The organism is Massilia antarctica, from assembly GCF_015689335.1.
In the GTDB taxonomy this organism is placed as follows: Bacteria; Pseudomonadota; Gammaproteobacteria; order Burkholderiales; family Burkholderiaceae_D; genus Telluria_A; species Telluria_A antarctica.
In genome coordinates this window covers 4,476,562-4,496,834 of sequence record NZ_CP065053.1, presented here as the reverse complement: position 1 = coordinate 4,496,834, position 20,273 = coordinate 4,476,562, and the positions used below count along the sequence as shown (strand labels likewise).

Below are 20,273 nucleotides of genomic sequence, written 5' to 3'. Positions count from 1 at the left end.
AGCAGCATGGGTATCAGTAACGAGCAGGCAGTACAGGAAATCCGACTGGCGATCCACCAGGTGGTGGGCCCGGAGTGGGCGCAGGAGATGGAGATCGAGGCCGGCACCAGCCTGAGTGAAGGGATTGAACTGGACAGCATCGAAATCGCGAAAGTGATCGAGCTGATGTTCAAGAAATTCCCCGGGGTCGATTTCGAATCGTGGTTCAAGCGCATGACGATGGAGTCGATCGTCGGCCTGACGGTGGGCGACATCGCCCAGTTCATCGCCGCCGACGTGGCATGAGCGAGGACGGTGGCATTGAACTGAACGCCATCGAGATGGGCGACCCGGCCCTGCCGACGGTGCTGTTCGTGCACGGCATGGCCGGCAGCGCCGGGCTGTGGGTGCTCGCGTATGCGTTCCGGCTGATGAAGCACTACCACGTCGTCAGCTACGACCAGCGCGGCCACGGCCTCTCGCCGGCGCCGCCGCATGGCTACAGCCTGGGCGAGCACGCGCGCGATCTCGAACGGGTGCGGCGCCGCTTGGCCAGCGGCCCGGTAACGGTGGTCGGCTACAGCTACGGTGGTCATGTCGCGACCGCGTGGGCGATGCGCTACCCCGAGTCGGCGGCGGCGCTGGTGGTCGTCGACTCGCCGCCGCTGCCGGTGGCGGCGCAGGACATCGACGACATGCTCGACGGCCTCAGTGCCGTGCTGGGTGGCGACTTTGCACCGTCGGGCCGCTTCATCGATCCGATCAAGGACAGCCTGCGGCACGACATCCAGGGTCGCCGACGCCAGATCGGCAACGCCAAGTCGCGCCTGGACGCACTGCGGCAAACCAGCTTCCGGCACGAGGTACTGGCCGACCAGCCCTTCAGCGACGCCGCATTCGAGGCGATCGCCTGCAAGACTGCGCTGATCTATTCGAGCCGCGCCGGATATCTCGGCTACGCCGAGCACCAGCAGTCGCTGATCAAGGACTGCAGCCTGACGATCGTCGAGGGCGAGCACGACTTCGTCATCAAGAACGCCGGCGCAGTCGGCGACGCCTTGCAGACCATCCTTGCAGGGGGCGTGTGATGGCGAGGATCGTGTGCGCGGCACCGCCGCTGGTGGGCCATATGACTCCGCTGGCCGCACTCGCGCAAGCCTTGCGCGAGTGCGGGCACGAGGTGCTGGTGATCGACTATTTCGCGCAGCCGTTCAGCATGCCGGAAGGCGTCGCGCGCGCGACGGTCGCGGCGTTCAGCATCGACCAGGTAGTTGGCGCGGCGGGGGGCAACGTCGTTCTCGAGGCGGTCCATGCCCTGCAGCACTTCTGCCTGCATGTGTACGAAGATACGCTGCGCCACTGCGCGGATTTCAAGCCCGACCTGCTGCTGTTCGACCAATTGCTGCCGCTGGCGCCGATGATCGCGCGCGCACTTTACTGCCCTTTCATGTACACGGTCAGCTCGCCGCTCGAATTCCTGCCCAAGGACGGCGTATCGGCCATTCTCAGCCAGGGTATGGCGCAGGCGTTCGACAAGGTCTTTGCGCAAATGTGCGCCACGCTGGCCGAACGGCTCGATCGCGGCGCCGTTCAACCGTCGCCTGAACGCCATCTGTGCTTTGCAAGCGAACTGTTTTGCGGCGCCACCACGGCGCCGCGTTCGAGCGGCGGCCGGCCGGTCTCGTTCATCGGCCCGGCCTTCCTGCGGCGCGCACCAAGCGCCGACGACGCGGCGCTGGCCGCGCAGATTGGCCAATTCGAAGGCAGGAAGTTCTTCGTCGCGCTTGGCTCCGTGGTGGCCCGGCTGGCGTCGAACCGTGAGGCGGCCGTGAAGATCTTCCGCAATATCCTACTGTCGCACAACGAGCCGGACTGCCTGTTCCTGTTTTCCGCGCCCGAGGACGTGCTGCGGGAAGCGTTCGAGGGCGTGCAGATCCAAGCCACTGTCATCAGCCGTCCCTTCGTCAACCAGTTCTACCTGCTCGAACTGTTCGACCTGGTATTCGGGCACGGCGGCTACAACACAGCGGCAGAATGCCTGCATAGCGGCGTACCCGCGATCACCTTCCCTTTCGTCTTCGACCAGACCTGGATCGCCCAGCGGCTCGAGGAACTAGGCGTCGGCGTACGCGTCTCGCGCGTGCGGCACTCGCCCCAAATGCTACGCGAGCACGCCGCGCGCCTGCTGAACGCACCCGGGGTTGCCGCAAATCTGATCGCGCTGCGGGACGACGCGCGCCGCTGCGACGGCCGCGTGGGTGGGGTGCGAGCGGTCGCTTATCTCTGCCGCCGGCAGATGTAGTCATTGACTTGGAATTGTCAGCAAGCCGTCATATTCCGGACATCCGCCGTCGATGATCTTGCGCCGCCTGGGCACCGACCACCGAAAAAACAGGCGGTACTTCGCATTTCATGAGCGGGGTCGGGTGATCAGGACACAATTCCTGCTTAAGTACATTGACGATGTCGAGCTCAGGCGCACTATCCACGCAAGGCGCATGACCTGACCGAGTCTGCCTATCGGACGCACGCGTCAAGCCGCGGTGAATCGGGTTGGACGGAAAAGCAGAGGATCTCCTTGCGGATATGGCCCTCCACTTGTTACAAACGGCGCTAAGAGACGGAGAGCTTTCAACCTCTTCGACAGCACCCATGCGAAGTTGGAGAGCAAGGTGCTTGAAAAATCACCCAGCATTTTGCCAATAAGAACGGCAAACCGATCTCCGATGGCATCTTGGTCGACCGCTGCAAGCCGTATGGCGCTGCAAAACCGCAAAGGCGTTATTGAGGCGCTAGTACATCAATGTAAGATTACTGTTACGCAAGGCCGCAACGCTGGTAGCTTGCGCTACTCTCCTCGCTACGTTGCCGAATAAGGCCCCTGCACCTTCAAGCCACAGCGCGCATCCGAACCCCAAGGTGCGCCTATCCTTCCATCTGGATGACATCCAGCCCCCCGAAGCAGGGTCGCTCCAGCTTTGACATCTTGAGTGATCTTGCTGCGCGTTACTCCCTCCCCCGAACGCCGCCCCACAGCCACCGACTAGGTGGCACGGCCAGAAAAATCCATATGCTTTTCAAGTCGACCTACTATCGACATAGCCTGCCGCATTCAGCACAGCGGGGTACACAGCGGGTACACGAGGCTAGAGCTACGCAGTTTTCAGCGATCAGAAAAACAAGAATCTCGTGTAAGTCTTTGATTTTATTGGCCTGCCCAACAGGAATCGAACCTGTGACCCTCAGCTTAGAAGGCTGATGCTCTATCCAACTGAGCTATGGGCAGTCTGTCGCGGGGAGGAAACCCCGTGGAAATAAAAACGGGCCGTCAAATGAATGACAGCCCGTCTTTTAACTTGGTCGGAGTACAAGGATTCGAACCTTGGACCCCCTGGTCCCAAACCAGGTGCGCTACCGGACTGCGCCACACTCCGAAGACGTTATTATACGTCGGGGGACCCCCAAACGTCAACGCCACATCGTGAAGTTTTCCGTGAGATGTTGAAACCCGGAAAACTCTACCTCGATGCCGTCCATCCGCTCAGCTGCGCGCCCATCTGCACGGCCGCGCCCTCCCCCCTTCGCCGCTGCCTGTTTACGCCGGAACCTTGCTGGCAATCCGGCGCGCGGTCGAGTCGGCGACCTGCGCATTCTTCGCCTCCACCATCACGCGGATCAGGGGCTCGGTGCCGGATGCGCGGATCAGCACGCGGCCCGTGTCGCCCAGTTCCGCTTCCACGGCTTCCTTCTCGGCCACCATGTCGGGATGCTTGGTCCAGTCGAAGCCGGCCGGCACGCGCACGTTGATCAAGGTCTGCGGATACAAGGTCAGTTCCTTGCAGCACTTGTCCAGGCTCTTGCCGCTGCGCTTGAGCGCCGACAGCACCTGCAGCGCGGACACGATGCCGTCGCCGGTGGTGTGCTTGTCCAGCGCCAGCAAGTGGCCCGAACCTTCGCCGCCGAACAGCCAGCCGTTTTCCTTCATCACTTCCAGCACGTAGCGGTCGCCCACCTTGGCGCGCGCAAAACCAATACCGAGTTCCTTGAACGCCACTTCCAGCGCCATATTCGTCATCAAGGTACCCACGGCGCCGGCAACCGGGCCGGTCATCATGCGGTCGCGCACCATCACATACAGCAGCTCGTCGCCGTTGTAGATGCGGCCGGCGCCGTCGCACATCACCAGGCGGTCGGCGTCGCCATCGAGCGCGATGCCGAGGTCGGCGCGGTGTTCGAGCACGGCCGCCGCCATGGCTTTCGGTGCCGTCGCGCCGAAGCCATCGTTGATGTTGAATCCGTTCGGCTTGTTGCCGATGGCGATGACTTCCGCGCCCAGCTCGTGGAACACGTGCGGTGCGATGTGATACGCGGCACCGTGCGCGCAGTCGAGCACGATGCGCAGGCCGCGCAGGTCGAGTTCGTTCGGAAAGGTGCTCTTGCAAAATTCAATATAACGGCCCTTGGCGTCTTCCAGGCGCTTGGCGCGGCCCAGCTTTTCAGCGGGCACGCATTCCATCGGCTGGTCGATCATGGTTTCGATTTCGTGTTCGACGGCGTCCGGCAGCTTGGTGCCGTGTTCGGAGAAGAACTTGATGCCATTGTCCTGGAACGGGTTGTGCGACGCCGAAATCACCACGCCGGCCGACAGGCGCAGCGCGCGCGTCAGGTAAGCCACGGCCGGGGTCGGCATCGGGCCGGCCAGCATCACGTCCACGCCGGCGGCATTGAAGCCCGCTTCCAGTGCCGATTCAAGCATGTAGCCGGAAATACGGGTGTCCTTGCCGATCAGGACCGTCGGGCGGCCGGAGGCGGCGTTGGTTTTCGCCAGGACTTTACCCGCGGCGTAACCGAGGCGCATCACGAAATCAGGGGTGATCGGTGCTACACCAACCAGCCCACGCACACCGTCCGTACCGAAATATTTACGTGCCATGTTTTCTCTTTTGTTGAATAAATTAATGAATGGTGGCAGCTTGCCACACTGTGAGTGCATCTACCGTTTCAGTTACATCATGGACGCGCACGATGCGCGCGCCCTGCGCTACCGCAGCGAGCGCACCCGCGAGGCTGCCGGCCAGGCGCTGCTCGACCGGCTTGCCGGTCACGGCGCCGATCATCGACTTGCGCGACACGCCAGCCAGCACGGGCAAGCCCAGTTCGCGCTGCATGTTGCCGATGTTGCGCAACAAGGCATAGTTGTGTTCCACCGTCTTGCCGAACCCGAAACCCGGATCGATGCAGATGCGCTGGCGCTCGATGCCGATGGCCAGCATGGCGTCGACCCGCTCGCGCAGGAAATCGGTCACTTCGCGCACCACGTCGCCGTAGACGGGCTCCTGCTGCATGGTCTGCGGCGTACTCTGCATGTGCATCACGCACAGTGCGCAGTCGCTGCCGGCCACCGCCTCCAACGCGCCGGGCGCGCGAAAGGCGTTGATATCATTGATCATGTCGACCCCGGCCAGGATCGCCTCGCGCATCACCTCGGGCTTGTAGGTATCGATCGACAAGGGCTTGCCGAGGTCGCGCAGGGCGTAGAGCACCGGCATCACCCTGCGCAACTCCTCGTCGAGCGCCAAACCGGGTGCGCCCGGGCGGCTCGATTCACCGCCAATATCGATCAAGTCCACGCCTTCGCTCGCCATTTCCTCGGCGCGCGAGAGCGCAAATTCGAGCGACTGGAAACGCCCGCCGTCCGAAAACGAATCAGGCGTGACGTTGAGGATGCCCATGACCAGGGGTTTGGCCGCCAGGTCGAAGCCAAAGCGGCCGCATTGAAAATATTGTCGCATACCGTTTACATCGCATTGTTAATTGATCGACCATAAAAAATGCCGCTCAGTCTTGTCTGAACGGCATTATATACAAGCTCGCAAGAAGCGGAGAAATTTACGCCGGTGCTGTCGCGTTCGGTGAAACTCCGCCCGAGCCGCTGTCGCCAGGAGGCGGCGTGCGCTTGGTCAGGACACCCGACTTCGGCTCGCGCGGTTCGTGCCCGGCCATGATGTCGTTGATCTGGTCGGCGTCGATGGTTTCCCAGTCGAGCAGCGCGCGGGTCATTTTTTCGACCTTGTCGCGGTTCTCTTCCAGCAGGCGGCGCGAGAGCGCGTACTGCGTGTCGAGAATCGAACGGATTTCCGCGTCGACCTTTTGCTGGGTCGCCTCGGAAATGGTCTTGGTGGCGCCGCCGAAGAACCCTTCGTTTTCGCTATCCTCGTAGACCATCACGCCCATGCTGTCGCTCATGCCGAAACGGGTCACCATCGAGCGCGCCAGTTTGGTGGCACGCGAGAAGTCGTTCGACGCGCCGGTCGACATTTGACCGACGAACAGCTCTTCGGCAATACGGCCACCGAACAGGATCGAGATTTCTTCCAGCATCTTGTCCTTGTAGCCGGACAGGACATCGTGTTCAGGCAACTGCCAGGTCAGGCCGAGGGCATAGCCACGCGGCATGATCGTGACCTTGTGCACCGGATCGGCCTTCGGCAGCAGCTTGGCGATGACGGCGTGGCCGGACTCGTGGTACGCCGTGTTGCGGCGCTCTTCCTCGCGCATGACCATCGATTTACGCTCGGGACCCATGTAGATCTTGTCCTTGGCATCTTCGAAGTCGCTCATTTCCACCAGGCGCTTGCTACGGCGCGCGGCGAACAGGGCTGCTTCGTTGACCAGGTTGGCCAAGTCGGCGCCCGAGAAGCCAGGCGTACCGCGTGCCAGGATGTCGGCCTTGACGTCAGCGCCGATAGGCACCTTGCGCATGTGCACATTGAGAATCTGTTCGCGGCCGCGGATGTCCGGCAAGCCAACCATGACCTGGCGGTCGAAACGGCCCGGACGCAGCAAGGCCTTGTCGAGCACGTCGGCGCGGTTGGTGGCGGCCACGACGATCACGCCGGAGCTGGCTTCAAAACCGTCCATCTCGACCAGCAACTGGTTCAGGGTCTGTTCGCGCTCGTCGTTACCGCCGCCCATGCCGGCGCCACGATGACGGCCGACCGCGTCGATCTCGTCGATGAAAATGATGCAAGGCGAGTGTTTTTTGGCGTTCTCGAACATGTCGCGCACGCGGCTCGCGCCGACGCCGACGAACATTTCAACGAAGTCCGAACCGGAGATCGAGAAGAACGGTACCTTCGCTTCGCCGGCGATGGCGCGCGCCAGCAGGGTTTTACCGGTACCCGGAGGACCGACCATCAGCACGCCGCGCGGGATGCGTCCGCCCAGCTTCTGGAACTTGGTCGGGTCCTTGAGGAAGTCGACGATTTCGTTGACTTCTTCTTTCGCTTCGTCGCAACCGGCGACGTCGGCGAAGGTAACGGTGTTGTTGGTTTCATCCATCATGCGTGCTTTCGACTTGCCGAAGGAGAAAGCCCCGCCCTTGCCGCCGCCCTGCATCTGGCGCATGAAGAAGACCCAGACACCGATCAGCAACAGGAACGGGAACCAGGAAATGAATACGGTGGTCAGGAACGATGGATCTTCAGGCGGTTTGATGTCGAAATGAACATTCGCATCGCGCAGGTCCGATACCAGGCCGCGGTCGAGCATCGACGCTGTGGCACGCACCTTGCTCTCATCCGAGCGGGTTGCGGTGATGTTCTGCCCTTCAATGACCACATCCTTGATACGGCGGGCCTTGACCTCATCGAGCAGTTCGGAATAAGGGATGGACTTGCTGCCGCCGGCAGCGCTGTGGTTGTCAAACTGTCTGAACAGCATGAACAACAGCAGGGCAACGACTACCCAGATGGCGGATTTTGAAAACATATTATTCACGAAAACTCCTTCGATGCAGGCGCATCTTTTTACCGATTTTAGAACGCCGATTTTACTCGCAATAAGCAGGCGGTGCTACGCACGCCCCGCTGCCGGGCTGAAAAACTACTGAAAAGCCATGAACATCAGGCAATTTTTACCCAATTTCCATGTCTTTTGCGGCTTTCCTTGGCTGATGTGCGGCTAAACCCGTCAAATATCAAGGGGCGATTCTTCTTCCAGCGCGGTATTCTTGTCGGTAGGATTTTTCAGACCCTTGCCAACGAGGAAAATTTCGGAGGATTTGTCGCGGCTGGCCTTCGGCTTGATTTGCTTGACCACCTTGAACTCGGCCCGGAATTTCTCCACGACCTGGCTGAAACCCATGTCTTTAAAGCATTTCACCACCAGGGCGCCGGACGGTTTCATGTGGTATTGCGAAAATTCAATGGCCAGGTCGATCAGGTGCTCCATGCGGGCCGAATCGGCCGTGGGGATGCCCGACAGGTTAGGCGCCATGTCCGACAGCACCAGGTCGCATTTGCGGCCAGCCAGGATGGTATCGAGCTGGCGCAGGATGCGCGCCTCGCGGAAGTCGCCCAGGATGAAGTGCATGTCGGCGATCGGCTCCATCGGCAGCATGTCGAGGCCGATGATGGTGCCGTTGATGCCGCCGCCATCCTTGCCGGCGAGTTTGCGCCGCACGTACTGGCCCCAGCTGCCCGGGGTGCAGCCGAGGTCGACGATGACCTGGCCGGATTTGATCAGCTTTTCGCTCTCGTCGATTTCCTTGAGCTTGTAGGCGGCGCGTGCACGGTAACCCTCTTTCTGCGCTAACTTCACGTAGGGGTCGTTTATGTGGTCGTGCAACCAGTTTTTGTTTAATTTGTTCTTTGCCATTCGCGTAGAATACTGCTTTTAAAGGACTATCTAAAAATATTATGCAAAAACTTACCCCCGTCGAGCGCAGTGCACTGCGCGCTGAAGCGCATGCGCTCAAGCCTGTCGTCATCATCGGCGAAGCGGGCCTGACGCCAGCCGTGATCAAAGAGATCTCGGCCAGCCTCGACTCGCACGGCCTGATCAAGGTCCGCGTGTTCGGCGACGATCGCGCCATGCGCGCAGAAATCTACGACAACATTTGTACCGAGCTCGATGCGGCTCCGGTACAACACATCGGCAAACTGCTGGTCATTTACCGTCCCAAAGTGGAAGTGGTAAAGGAACGCAGCGGCAAGTCGGGTAAAGGAATGCGCGAAGTTACCATTGTTAAAGCGAGCGCAAGCGGTACCAAGCGCCCGTCCGTGACCAAGGTCATGATCAAGGGCAATGAGCGCGTGACGGAAGGCGGCTCCATCAAGCGCGCCAAGCCGCGCCAGTCCAGCCCTAAGAAAGGCGCGCTGGGGAAATAATTCCAGCGTTGCTACAGCGTTGTTCCCGCCCCTACAGCGTCGTTCCCGCGCAGGCGGGAACCCATAGCACGCCTCAAGTCACAGGTGCCATGGATTCCCGCCTACGCGGGAATGACGAGGATGGTGGCGAAAACGGCGTAGTGGTAACGCGAACAGAAGGCGCAAGTATTACGCCTTGGGGTTCTTGAACACCAGCACCGCCGCCAGCACGCTCTGAATCAGATACAACACCATCGACACCCCGTGCAGCATGCCGAACTGCTTGCGCGCGGCCGGCTCCATCACGCCGCCAGGCGCCGCTTCCTTCAGTGCCGCCATCATCGGCCCCAGTCCCAGGCTGCTGACCGCCAGCAGCACCAGCATCCCGGCCACCACCAGCATCAGCAGGCGCTTGCGCTTGGCGTCGACCTCCTTCGCCAGCGCCACCAGCACCAGCAAACCCACGCCGCACACCAGCGACACCATCGCCTCGCTCCTGAACATGCTGCCCGCAATGGTCCCGGCCAGCACGCTGTCGGACAGGGTGCGGAACAGGGTCGGCGCCACCAGGTAACCCGCCGTCCACAAGCTGCCCGCCCACGCGGTCACGAGCAGCAGGCGGGCCCGCGCCAGCAGCATCAGATGTACTTGACTTCGAGGATTTCGTATTCGCGCGGGCCCGATGGCGCCTGCACTTCGACCACGTCGCCTGCGTACTTGCCAATCAGCGCGCGCGCGATCGGCGAGGTGACCGACACCTTATTGAGCTTGAGGTCCGCTTCGTCCAGGCCGACGATCTGGTAGGTCACCTTGGTGCCGTTGTCCAGGTCTTCCAGGTCGACGGTCGAGGCGAACACCACGCGCCCTTCGGCGTCCAGGGTGGTCGGATCGATGACCTGCGCGGCGCCCAATTTACCTTCCAGCTCCGCAATGCGGCCTTCGACGAATGCCTGGCGCTCCTTGGCGGCGTCGTATTCGGCGTTCTCGGACAAATCGCCATGCGAGCGCGCCTCGGCGATCGCGTCGATCACAATGCGGCGCTCCTTGGTCTTGAGCTGGTGCAGCTCTTCCTTGAGCAGTTCGGCGCCGTATTTGGTAAGTGGAACTGATGTGTTCATGTCGTATTCGCGTTTCTACTGAAAAGTGAAAACCACAGGGCACGCGCCGGAAAATGCTCCCGGCGCGCGCCCTGTGGTCAAGAGGTACTGCGTGCTGCTTAGTTTAAGGTTTTATGCAGGCCTTGTAAATCGTACACGCGCAACTCGTCGAGATGACGCATGCCTTCGACCGCAGCCTCCGCACCCGCTATTGTAGTGTATGTCGTCACGCGCGCGGCCAAAGCCGAAATCCGGATCTGGCGCGAGTCGACAATCGCACTGCGTTTTTCTTCGACCGTGTTGATCACCAGCGCGATCTCGTGGTTCTTGATCATGTCGACCACGTGCGGACGGCCTTCGATCATCTTGTTCACGGCCTGGCACGGAATGCCCGCCGCCGTGATCACCGCCGCCGTGCCCTTGGTCGCGACGACCTGGAAGCCCATCGACTGCAAATCACGCGCCACTTTCACCGCGCGCGGCTTGTCCGAACCCTTCACCGACAGGAATACCTTGCCCGATTCGGGCAGCTTGACCCCGGCGCCCATCTGCGACTTGACGAAGGCTTCGCCGAAGGTCATGCCCACGCCCATGACTTCACCGGTGGACTTCATCTCGGGTCCGAGAATGGTGTCCACGCCAGGGAATTTCACGAACGGGAACACGGCTTCCTTGACGCTGTAGAACGGCGGGATGACTTCCTTGGTGATGCCCTGCGATTCGAGCGTCTGGCCAACCATGCAGCGCGCCGCGATCTTGGCCAGCTGCAGGCCGGTGGCCTTGGACACGAACGGCACCGTGCGCGAGGCACGCGGGTTCACTTCCAGCACGAATACGGTGTCCGTCATGACGCCATCGACTTCCGTCTTCTGGATCGCGAACTGCACGTTCATCAGGCCGACCACGTTCAGGCCCTTGGCCATGAGCGAGGTCTGGCGCTTGAGTTCATCGATGGTCTCTTGCGAGAGCGAATACGGCGGCAGCGAACAGGCCGAGTCGCCCGAGTGTACGCCAGCCTGCTCGATGTGCTCCATCACGCCACCGATGAAGGTGGTTACGCCGTCGGAGATGCAGTCGACGTCGACTTCGATGGCGTCGTTCAGGAAGCGGTCCAGCAGCACCGGCGAATCGTGCGATACCTTGACCGCTTCGCGCATGTAGCGTTCCAGGTCGCGCTGTTCGTGGACGATTTCCATCGCCCGGCCGCCCAGCACATACGATGGACGCACCACCAGCGGGTAGCCGATTTCCTGCGCCAGCGCCAGTGCTTCCGGCTCGGTGCGCGCGGTGCGGTTAGGCGGCTGGCGCAAGCCCATTTTTTGCAGCATCTGCTGGAAGCGTTCGCGGTCTTCGGCCGCATCGATCATGTCGGGCGAGGTGCCGATGATCGGCACGCCGTTCGCTTCCAGGTCGAGCGCAAGCTTCAACGGCGTCTGGCCGCCGTACTGCACGATCACGCCGACCGGCTTTTCGATGGCGACGATTTCCAGCACGTCTTCCAGGGTCAGCGATTCGAAGTACAGGCGGTCCGAGGTATCGTAGTCGGTCGACACGGTTTCCGGGTTGCAGTTGACCATGATGGTCTCGTAACCGTCTTCGCGCATCGCCAGCGCCGCGTGCACGCAGCAGTAATCGAATTCGATACCCTGGCCGATGCGGTTCGGCCCACCGCCCAGCACCATGATCTTTTTCTTGTCGCTCGGGTTGGACTCGCACTCTTCATCGTAGGTCGAGTACATGTACGCGGTGTCGGTCGAAAATTCGGCCGCGCAGGTGTCGACCCGCTTGTACACCGGACGGATGCCCATCGCATGGCGCGTCTCGCGCACGACCTTGTCGGTCGTGTGCAGCAGGAAGGCCAGGCGGCGGTCCGAGAAGCCTTTTTGCTTCAATTTGTACAGGGTCGGCTTGTCGATCGCTTCCAGGGTCTGGTTATCGAGCCACAGTTCGATGTCGACGATTTCCTTGATCTGCACCAGGAACCACGGATCGATATGGGTCAGCTGATGCACTTCTTCCAGGGTGAAGCCCTGGGCGAAGGCATCGCCCACGTACCAGATGCGGTCCGGACCCGGTTCGCCGAGTTCTTCTTCGATCTTTTCGCGGTCGCGCGTTTTTTCGTTCAGGCCATCGACGCCCACTTCCAGGCCACGCAGGGCCTTCTGGAACGATTCCTGGAAGGTGCGGCCAATCGCCATGACTTCACCGACGGATTTCATTTGGGTGGTCAGGTGATGGTCGGCAGCCGGGAATTTTTCGAACGTGAAGCGCGGGATCTTGACCACGACGTAGTCGATCGACGGCTCGAACGAGGCAGGCGTGGCGCCACCCGTGATTTCGTTGCGCAGTTCGTCGAGCGTGAAACCCACCGCCAGCTTGGCGGCGATTTTCGCGATCGGGAAACCGGTCGCTTTCGAGGCCAGCGCCGACGAACGCGAGACGCGCGGATTCATTTCGATGACGATCATGCGTCCATCAGCCGGGTTGATCGCGAACTGCACGTTCGAGCCGCCCGTGTCGACACCGATCTCGCGCAGCACCGCCAGGGAGGCGTTACGCATGATCTGGTATTCCTTGTCGGTCAAGGTCTGCGCCGGCGCCACGGTGATCGAGTCGCCCGTGTGCACGCCCATGGCGTCCAGGTTTTCGATCGAGCAGATGATGATGCAGTTGTCCGCCTTGTCGCGCACCACTTCCATCTCGTACTCTTTCCAGCCGATCAGGGACTCTTCGATCAGCAGTTCCTTGGTCGGCGACGCTTCCAGGCCGCGCTTGCAGATGGTCTCGAATTCTTCTTCGTTGTAGGCGATGCCGCCGCCGGTGCCGCCCATGGTAAACGATGGACGGATGATGGTCGGAAAGCCCATTTCGCGCTGCACCGCCCACGATTCTTCCATCGAGTGCGCCACGCCGGAACGCGCCGAACCGAGACCGATCTTGGTCATCGCTTGCTTGAACTTGGAGCGGTCTTCGGCCTTGTCGATGGCTTCCGGCGAGGCGCCGATCAGCTCTACGTTGTACTGTTTCAGCACGCCGTTGTTGTGCAGGTCGAGCGCGCAATTGAGCGCGGTCTGGCCGCCCATGGTCGGCAGGATCGCGTCAGGGCGTTCCTTGGCGATGATGCGTTCGACGACCTTCCAGGTGATCGGCTCGATGTAGGTCACGTCCGCCATTTCCGGGTCGGTCATGATGGTCGCCGGGTTGCTGTTGACGAGGATGACCTTGTAGCCCTCCTCGCGCAGCGCCTTGCACGCCTGGGCGCCGGAATAATCGAACTCGCAAGCCTGGCCGATGATGATCGGGCCTGCGCCAATAATCAGAATACTTTTAATGTCACTACGCTTTGGCATTGGGCTCTTTCTACAATTCGGTTTTCTCAGCGGCTTGCATCATGCTGATGAAGCGGTCAAACAGGTAAGCGACGTCGTTCGGGCCCGGCGACGCTTCAGGGTGGCCCTGGAAGCAGAAGGCCGGCTTGTCGGTGCGGGCGAAGCCCTGCAGCGAGCCGTCGAACAGGGATACGTGGGTCACGCGGCAGTTGGCCGGCAGGGTTTGCGCGTCGACCGCGAAACCGTGGTTCTGCGAGGTGATCATCACCTTGCGCGAATCGAGATCCTGCACCGGGTGGTTGGCGCCGTGGTGGCCGAACTTCATCTTGAGCGTGCGCGCGCCGGAAGCGAGCGCCATGATCTGGTGACCGAGGCAGATGCCGAAGGTCGGGATGCCGCGCTCGATCAGCTCGCGGCTGGCCGCGATCGCGTAGTCGCACGGTTCCGGGTCGCCCGGGCCGTTGGCCAGGAAGATCCCGTCCGGGTTCAGCGCCAGCGCATCGGCGGCGCTGGACTGGGCCGGCAGTACCGTGACCTTGCAGCCACGTTCAGTCAGCATGCGCAGGATGTTGCGCTTGACGCCGAAGTCGAAGGCAACCACGTGGAACTTCGGGTCGGAGAGCTTGCCGTAGCCTTCGCCGAGTTTCCATTCGGTTTCGGTAAATTCGTAGGCGGCGGTGGTCGAGACCACCTTGGCCAGGTCCATGCCGGCCAGGCCAGGGAACGAGCGCGCCAGTTCCAGTGCCTGCACCTGCGAAGGCTCGTTACCCTGCGTGCCGACCAGAATGGCGCCGCCCTGTGCGCCTTTTTCGCGCAACAGGCGGGTCAGCTTGCGGGTATCGATGCCGGAAATGGCGACGATGTTTTCAGCCTTGAGGTAATCGGACAGCGACTGGGTCGAACGGAAGTTCGATGCCAGCAGCGGCAGGTCACGGATGATCAGCCCTGCGGCGTGGACCTTGCTTGCCTCGACGTCTTCCGGATTGACACCCGTATTGCCGATGTGCGGATAGGTCAGCGTGACGAGCTGGCGCGAGTAGCTGGGATCGGTCAGGATTTCCTGGTAACCGGTCATGGCCGTGTTGAACACGACTTCCCCGGTGGTATGGCCGGCAGCGCCAATGGAAAAACCTTTAAATATCGTTCCGTCTGCGAGCGCGAGGATGGCTGGAACGGTGGGGCCAGAAAAAAATGGCGGCAAGGGCAACTCCTGATAAAGTTACCGTAGCTGCGCCACGTCAGACCGACGACCATGGTTTCCCGATGCGCTTGCGCTCAGGGGGATGGTGTCATGTTGAATGAGGGATGGTGGGTAGTCGCTACGGTAGGTGTGTGAATGGCTAAACCTCCAAATTATAGCGCAACGCGGCCTTTCCGGCAATCTCCGCCGAGACCGATTGCGTCGCTTTTCGCGCTTTTACTGGACATCGCCCACCGTCCTCTATACATTTATTGCAGCACCCTCAGGCAAACATTTACCAGGAAATGTGATTATGTCTACGTTTGGAAGAGATACGCCGATGGAGCGCCCTAATCCGGGCGGGCGGGCAGCCGTGTTCGTGCCCAAGGTGAATGCGGACGATGCGGTCAAGGACATGCTCAAGAATGGCTCTGGCATGGTTGGCTTCGGCAACAGCGACGGCTCGGTCACCGTCTACTTCGAAAACAACCGCTTCAACGATTCGTCCCTGCATAAATGGGAAAGCAAGGTGTGGAAATCGTATGGGAGGATGGTCGAACTCTCGCCCACCGTAAACAAGCTGGTGTGCGACGCCAGCAACCTGACCCAGGTCGGCTTCGTCCAGGGTCCGGAAATCGAGGTGCGCGACATGCCGCTGCTGCTGGAATGGCTGGAACGCACCAACGCCGCCGATTCGGCGCCGGAAGGCCCGCTGATCCACGCCTGATCCACATCCCCACTCCAGGACACGGCCCGGGAATCCACCCACCGCTATGTCGATGGGCCGGCGCTCATGTAAAACACCGCGTCGCGTATCTCATCGCCGGACAGGGCCGGCATGCCGCCCTTGGCCGGATGCGACTTATATCCGTCGACGGCGTGCCGTACCAGCACGTTGAAACCCTTCTTGTTGCGCACACTCCACTCCGGCCGGTCAGCCAATTGCGGGGCATTCATGACACCGGCCGCATGACAGACCTGGCACGAGTCGTCATACACCTTGCGGCCCCGCACCAGGGCATCCGTGCGGCCCGCAGCCTCGAGTTTGCTCACGCGCGTCGGAATCAGCATGTCGAGGACGCCATCCTGCATTCCCAGCCCCTTGGTCCCGCTCATGATGCCGAGTTCCACTTTCGCACTGGTGCTGCCTTGGGCGGCAGCCTTTTCGAGCAGCGCGATGGCTTCCGACAGTGGCCCGAGATGGTTACTGCGGCGATAGCCGTACAGCGCGTGGGTGGCGTCGCCGTAACCTTTGTCGGATGCTGCGGCGAGGTAAGCCTGGCCCCGTTGTCTATCGATGGGCAGGTAGCGCCCTGACGCCAGCGCCAGCCCGAGCATGTACTGTGCCCGCACGTCGCCTGCGGCGGCAGCCTTGGTCCAGGCCCGCTCCGCGGCGACGAAATTCTCCTGGCGAAACAGCTGCTCACCGGCGTCGTAGTCCGATTGGGGTGCCGCGCCGGCGCTGCCTGGCATGCAGAGCATGGCCAAGGTCAGCAGCGATGCCTTCAATGTGTAGCTCATAAGCACTCCTTAAATCAGTCGGCCACCCATGCGGCCGGCTTTACAGACCGAGCTCGCTCAGTCCAGGATGATCGTCCGGGCGGCGCCCCAGGGGCCAGTGGAACTTGCGCTCCTGCTCCCTGATCGGCAAATCATTGATGCTGGCATGGCGCAGCGCCATCAAGCCCTGCTCGTCGAATTCCCAATTCTCGTTACCGTAGGAGCGGAACCAGTTGCCAGCGTCGTCGCGCCATTCGTAGGCGAAACGCACCGCGATGCGGTTGCCGCCGAAGGCCCACAACTCCTTGATCAACCGGTAGTCGAGCTCGCGCACCCATTTGCGCGTCAGCAAGCCGACGATCGCCTCCCGCCCGCTGACGAATTCGGCGCGGTTGCGCCAGCGGCTGTCGACAGTGTAGGCCAGCGCCACGCGCGCCGGATCGCGCGAATTCCAGCCATCTTCGGCCAGGCGTACCTTGAGTGTGGCCGATGCATGCGTAAAGGGCGGCAATGGAGGACGGCTTTCATTCGCGTTCATGGAAACTCTTTCTGGGGTCAAAACCATACCATACGCGATCGCCGGCAAGATGAACCGCAGCAGAGAGAACCGAAAAACCGGATCAGCGTATCGCCCGCGACGCCGCCATGCAAGGTGCTGACGTTTCATCACCATTAAAACGTAACCAAAAACAACAGTTCGTCAATACATTTCCATTTTGCAATTTAAGTTGGTTTATAATATCAAACATGCATGTCCGACTGGCCGCATGACGGCCGGATCGACGCGTCGGCAGGCCCGAATCACCACGGTGATGCGGGCCTGTTTTCATTTAACCGCTCTGAATAATAGGTCTTCCGTGAACTTACGTCTTTCCTCCGCCGCCCTGGTCGCCAGCATCGCCATTCTCACCGGCTGCATGACGCCGCCACAAACCCCGGTGGCCCTGGCGCCGCAAGCCTTCGTCGCGCCCGCCAACAACTATGGCGTGTTCATGACGGCCTTGCCGGTGGTCGACACCCAGTTTCCTGGCGCCGATTGCCTGTTGTGCATGGCTGCCGCCTCGATGATGAACTCGTCCCTGACCAGCCACACCAAGACCTTGCCTTACGAAGAGTTGCCGCAATTGCCGGCCCAGGTTGCCACCGTCCTCAAGCAGCGCGGCGCCAATGTCACCATGATCGAGAAACTCGATTTCACCGCCCTTCCCGACAACGGCAAGGCCGCCCCGGGATTCTCGCGCAAGGACATGTCCGGCCTGAAAGCCAGCCATAAGATCGACAAGCTGCTGGTGATCAACCTGTCCATGGTCGGCGTCGAGCGCACCTTCGCCTCGTACATTCCGACCAGCGACCCGAAAGCCAAGGTCGCCGGCGCCGCCTACATCGTCAACCTGACCGACAATTCGTACGAATGGTATGTGCCGCTGAACGTGCAGAAGGCCGCCGATGGCAAATGGGATGAACCGCCGACCTTCCCTGGCGTGTCGAACGCCTATTTCCAGGTACTGGAAATGACCAAGGACCAGATCATCAAGCCCCTGTCCAATTAAGCCATCCACTTTTCTGAAAGACCAGCCCCGATGACACGTTTCGCCTGCCGCCTGCCGCGCCTCCACCTCGTTTCCGCCTGCCTGGCGCTGTGCGCGGGGGTGGGCCTTTCCATGCCTTGGCAGCCGGCGCAGGCCGGGGAAGTGCCGGTGCAGGCCGGCCTGGCCGCAAGCGATGCAACGGCGCAGCGATTCGGCCTGCGCCTGCCGGCTACCGACACGGTGGCGTTTCACGGGGCGGTCAATTTCGACAAGGCTGGTGGTGCCGGCGGCGGGGCCATGCTGTACCCGGCCCCCGGCCTGGTCGGCCTGCTGGCCGCTGTCGCCACGCATGCCATCGTGTCGGGCACCATGCGCGACGCTGAAAAGGAACGCATCCGCACCCAGGCGGACAAAGTCCTCGCCCCCTACCAGACCGTGCTGGGTACCTACACACACCAGGAACTCATGCAAGCCTCGCTGGCGCACATCAAGACCGGCGGCGCCAAGCAGATCATCGCGCAAGCGGCCCCGCCCACGCCGGGCGACATCGTGGTCGACAGCGTTCCCCTGTTCTACCTGACACAGGATCACCAAGCCTTAATTCTCGACAACGCCATTTCGATCAAAACCGCGGGCCGCGCCACGCCCTACGAAACCATCATCCGCATTGTCTCGCCCGAGCGCGGTGAGGGGGCCGGGCCGGATCTGTGGCTCGGCGACGATGCCGGCATGCTCAAGTGGGAAAGTGCGCGCATGTACGCGCAGGCGCTCGATATTGCGCTGGCCGACATGGCGACACCAGGCGCGCCTGCGCTGCCTTACAAAACCGTGCGCTACAACGAAGGCGCGAACGAGCGCATGGAGCGCGCCCAGTTGATCAGCGAAAGCTGCGACTACCTGGTCTTGCGCACCCTGCGCGGCAATCTGATGGCGGTGCCGCGCAAGGCGGCAGCCGGCTGCGGCGCTGCCGCTACTCCCGCCGGCTAAGCGACGGCCGGCGCGCTACGGCCTTCTCAGGCCAGGGCGGCGATGCCCGCCTTGGCGATCTGGGCATCCTGGTCCGACTTCACACCGGATACGCCGACGGCGCCGATCACATGACCGTCGACGATGACCGGCACGCCGCCTTCGAGCATGCCTTCCACGAACGGCGCCGACAGAAAGGCGGTGCGGCCATTGTTGATGATGTCTTCAAAGACCTTGCTCTCGCGCCGGCCCAGGGCCGCCGTCTTGGCCTTCGATGGGGCGATGTGCGAGGTCAGGGGCGCGGCGCCATCGAGGCGCTGCAGCGACAGCAGGTGGCCGCCGTCGTCGACGATGGCGATGGTGACCGCCCAGTTGTTGGCAAGGGCTTCGGCTTCTGCGGCGGCAGCGATTTTCTTGACGTCGGCTAAGTTCAGGTACGGTTTCGATGGCATGTTGGTTCCCGGTTAAATAGATGCGGCGGATTTTACGGCAAGCGCAGGCGCTGCCGATATCGGAACGGCTATAGCGCTTATGCTCAGGAGTGCTGGAGCGCCTTGAGCTTGGCTTTGATCTGCGGCATCATCGCCGCGGCCGCCTGCTCTCCCGCCATGATGGCGCGGTTGCGGCCGGCAAAATCATTGCTGCCCATCTTGGCCAGCGCCGGCGAAATGACGATATCCGCATCCTTGAGCTCGTAGTGATTGAGGCGCTGGCCCATGATGGCGAAGGTTTGCATCAGCACTTCCAGCGAACTGACGGCGGCCTGGGCGTCGGTCTGGCTCGAAATATTGACCGCAATAATGAAATCGGCACCCATTTCGCGCACGAAGCGCACCGGCACCGGCGCCACCAGGCCGCCATCGACATACGAGCGGTCGCCGATGCGCACCGGCTGGAACACGCTAGGCACGGACGAGGATGCGCGCACCGCCTGCCCCGTGTTCCCGCGCCGGAACAGGATCGGCTGGCCGTTGTTCAGGTCGGTCGCGACGGCGCCGAACTGGATCTTGAGTTTTTCGATCGGCACGTTCTTGACGGCCTTGTTCACGTAATTCTGCAAGGCTTCACCCTTGAGCACGCCCGAGGACTTGCCGAACAGCGGCATGGCCCAGTCCGAAATCTCGGCCTCGTCCATCTCCATGGCGGTCTTTTGCAGGGCGAAGCCATCGTTGCCGGCGGCATACATGGCGCCGACCACGCTGCCGGCGCTGGTGCCGACCACGATCTCCGGGAAAATGCCCTGCGCTTCGAGCGCCTTGATCACGCCGATGTGGGCGAAACCGCGCGCGGCCCCGCCTCCCAAGGCCAGGCCGATACGAATTTTCTTGGGCAGCGCGGCGGCGGCCGGTTGCAGCACGGCGGCCGGTTTGGCGGCGGGAGGGGTGGGGTTGCTGCCGCAACCGGCGAGCAACACAGCGAGGGCAATCAGGGAACGGCGTTTGGTGAACATAGTGGTCGTCAAGGAAGCGAAGACCACGATTGTACCTGCTCGCGGTCACCTGGGGCCGCCATCCGGCACGCCGGTTTAATTGCCAGGTGGATAA

At 61.7% G+C, this 20,273-nt stretch carries 19 protein-coding genes, 2 tRNA genes and 1 pseudogene; 8 read left to right on the top strand and 14 right to left on the bottom strand.

The window, feature by feature from the left end:
* The first annotated feature begins 6 nt into the window (after window positions 1–6).
* The 4 genes and pseudogenes from IV454_RS20055 to IV454_RS33585 form a co-directional block, all read left to right on the top strand.
* The gene (locus IV454_RS20055) at window positions 7–285 is read left to right on the top strand and encodes a hypothetical protein (RefSeq protein WP_167094139.1); all 279 of its coding nucleotides are present in this window, start codon (window positions 7–9) and stop codon (window positions 283–285) included.
* Window positions 282–1,067 carry an alpha/beta fold hydrolase gene (locus IV454_RS20050; protein ID WP_206087510.1) on the top strand — a complete coding sequence of 262 codons (786 nt, stop codon included), beginning with the start codon at window positions 282–284 and terminating at the stop codon, window positions 1,065–1,067. Before IV454_RS20055 ends, IV454_RS20050 begins: the two co-directional genes overlap by 4 nt.
* Window positions 1,067–2,281 carry a glycosyltransferase gene (locus IV454_RS20045; protein ID WP_206087509.1) on the top strand — a complete coding sequence of 405 codons (1,215 nt, stop codon included), beginning with the start codon at window positions 1,067–1,069 and terminating at the stop codon, window positions 2,279–2,281. The genes IV454_RS20050 and IV454_RS20045 overlap by 1 nt, the downstream gene beginning before the upstream one ends.
* A gap of 49 nt (window positions 2,282–2,330) precedes the next feature.
* Window positions 2,331–2,471, top strand: a pseudogene (locus IV454_RS33585) (Tn3 family transposase); the annotation flags it as partial.
* 717 nt (window positions 2,472–3,188) lie between these two features.
* On the opposite strand, the gene IV454_RS20035 reads toward IV454_RS33585, so the two are convergent.
* The 6 genes from IV454_RS20035 to IV454_RS20010 form a co-directional block, all read right to left on the bottom strand.
* Window positions 3,189–3,265: transfer RNA gene (locus IV454_RS20035), tRNA-Arg, on the bottom strand.
* 71 nt (window positions 3,266–3,336) lie between these two features.
* A tRNA-Pro gene (locus tag IV454_RS20030) sits at window positions 3,337–3,413 on the bottom strand.
* 161 nt (window positions 3,414–3,574) lie between these two features.
* Window positions 3,575–4,912, bottom strand: a complete 1,338-nt coding sequence (gene glmM / locus IV454_RS20025) for a phosphoglucosamine mutase (protein ID WP_054267456.1) — start codon at window positions 4,910–4,912, stop codon at window positions 3,575–3,577.
* A 22-nt stretch (window positions 4,913–4,934) separates the two neighbouring features.
* The gene (gene folP, locus IV454_RS20020) at window positions 4,935–5,771 is read right to left on the bottom strand and encodes a dihydropteroate synthase (RefSeq protein WP_206087507.1); all 837 of its coding nucleotides are present in this window, start codon (window positions 5,769–5,771) and stop codon (window positions 4,935–4,937) included.
* A gap of 97 nt (window positions 5,772–5,868) precedes the next feature.
* The gene (gene ftsH / locus IV454_RS20015; RefSeq protein WP_054267454.1) at window positions 5,869–7,758 is read right to left on the bottom strand and encodes an ATP-dependent zinc metalloprotease FtsH; all 1,890 of its coding nucleotides are present in this window, start codon (window positions 7,756–7,758) and stop codon (window positions 5,869–5,871) included.
* A gap of 192 nt (window positions 7,759–7,950) precedes the next feature.
* Window positions 7,951–8,637: an RlmE family RNA methyltransferase gene (locus IV454_RS20010; RefSeq protein WP_054267453.1), complete on the bottom strand. Its 687-nt coding sequence runs from the start codon at window positions 8,635–8,637 to the stop codon at window positions 7,951–7,953.
* Window positions 8,638–8,678: 41 nt separating this feature from the next.
* On the opposite strand from IV454_RS20010, the gene IV454_RS20005 reads away from it, so the two are divergent.
* Window positions 8,679–9,149, top strand: a complete 471-nt coding sequence (locus IV454_RS20005) for a YhbY family RNA-binding protein (protein WP_054267452.1) — start codon at window positions 8,679–8,681, stop codon at window positions 9,147–9,149.
* A 168-nt stretch (window positions 9,150–9,317) separates the two neighbouring features.
* Here IV454_RS20005 and IV454_RS20000 read toward each other — a convergent pair whose 3' ends face one another.
* From IV454_RS20000 to carA, 4 genes are all read right to left on the bottom strand, one after another.
* Window positions 9,318–9,767 (bottom strand): DUF4149 domain-containing protein, encoded by a 450-nt coding sequence (locus IV454_RS20000; protein ID WP_206087506.1) that lies wholly within the window; start codon window positions 9,765–9,767, stop codon window positions 9,318–9,320.
* Complete coding sequence (gene greA, locus IV454_RS19995) at window positions 9,767–10,246, bottom strand: transcription elongation factor GreA (protein WP_054267450.1); 480 nt, start codon at window positions 10,244–10,246, stop codon at window positions 9,767–9,769. The genes IV454_RS20000 and greA overlap by 1 nt, the downstream gene beginning before the upstream one ends.
* A 98-nt stretch (window positions 10,247–10,344) precedes the next feature.
* The gene (carB, locus tag IV454_RS19990) at window positions 10,345–13,575 is read right to left on the bottom strand and encodes a carbamoyl-phosphate synthase large subunit (RefSeq protein WP_054267449.1); all 3,231 of its coding nucleotides are present in this window, start codon (window positions 13,573–13,575) and stop codon (window positions 10,345–10,347) included.
* Window positions 13,576–13,585: 10 nt separating this feature from the next.
* Window positions 13,586–14,755 carry a glutamine-hydrolyzing carbamoyl-phosphate synthase small subunit gene (gene carA / locus IV454_RS19985; RefSeq protein ID WP_206087505.1) on the bottom strand — a complete coding sequence of 390 codons (1,170 nt, stop codon included), beginning with the start codon at window positions 14,753–14,755 and terminating at the stop codon, window positions 13,586–13,588.
* Between the two features lie 292 nt (window positions 14,756–15,047).
* Between carA and IV454_RS19980 the strand changes: the two genes are divergently transcribed.
* Entirely contained in the window at window positions 15,048–15,461 is a 414-nt protein-coding gene (locus IV454_RS19980) for a hypothetical protein (protein ID WP_063896292.1), read from the top strand.
* A gap of 44 nt (window positions 15,462–15,505) precedes the next feature.
* On the opposite strand, the gene IV454_RS19975 is transcribed toward IV454_RS19980, so the two are convergent.
* Together IV454_RS19975 and IV454_RS19970 are read right to left on the bottom strand one after the other, a co-directional pair.
* Window positions 15,506–16,255, bottom strand: a complete 750-nt coding sequence (locus IV454_RS19975; RefSeq protein WP_206087504.1) for a c-type cytochrome — start codon at window positions 16,253–16,255, stop codon at window positions 15,506–15,508.
* Window positions 16,256–16,295: 40 nt separating this feature from the next.
* Entirely contained in the window at window positions 16,296–16,772 is a 477-nt protein-coding gene (locus IV454_RS19970; protein ID WP_206087503.1) for a nuclear transport factor 2 family protein, read from the bottom strand.
* A gap of 319 nt (window positions 16,773–17,091) precedes the next feature.
* Here IV454_RS19970 and IV454_RS19965 point away from each other — a divergent pair, with 319 nt between their 5' ends.
* Complete coding sequence (locus IV454_RS19965; protein ID WP_206087502.1) at window positions 17,092–17,784, top strand: hypothetical protein; 693 nt, start codon at window positions 17,092–17,094, stop codon at window positions 17,782–17,784.
* A gap of 30 nt (window positions 17,785–17,814) precedes the next feature.
* A complete protein-coding gene (locus IV454_RS19960) occupies window positions 17,815–18,750 on the top strand; it encodes a hypothetical protein (protein WP_206087501.1) in 936 nt (311 codons plus the stop codon).
* Between the two features lie 26 nt (window positions 18,751–18,776).
* On the opposite strand, the gene IV454_RS19955 is transcribed toward IV454_RS19960, so the two are convergent.
* Both IV454_RS19955 and IV454_RS19950 read right to left on the bottom strand, forming a co-directional pair.
* A complete protein-coding gene (locus IV454_RS19955) occupies window positions 18,777–19,181 on the bottom strand; it encodes a GlcG/HbpS family heme-binding protein (RefSeq protein WP_206087500.1) in 405 nt (134 codons plus the stop codon).
* A gap of 83 nt (window positions 19,182–19,264) precedes the next feature.
* Complete coding sequence (locus IV454_RS19950) at window positions 19,265–20,179, bottom strand: patatin-like phospholipase family protein (protein WP_206087499.1); 915 nt, start codon at window positions 20,177–20,179, stop codon at window positions 19,265–19,267.
* Between the last annotated feature and the right edge of the window lie 94 nt (window positions 20,180–20,273).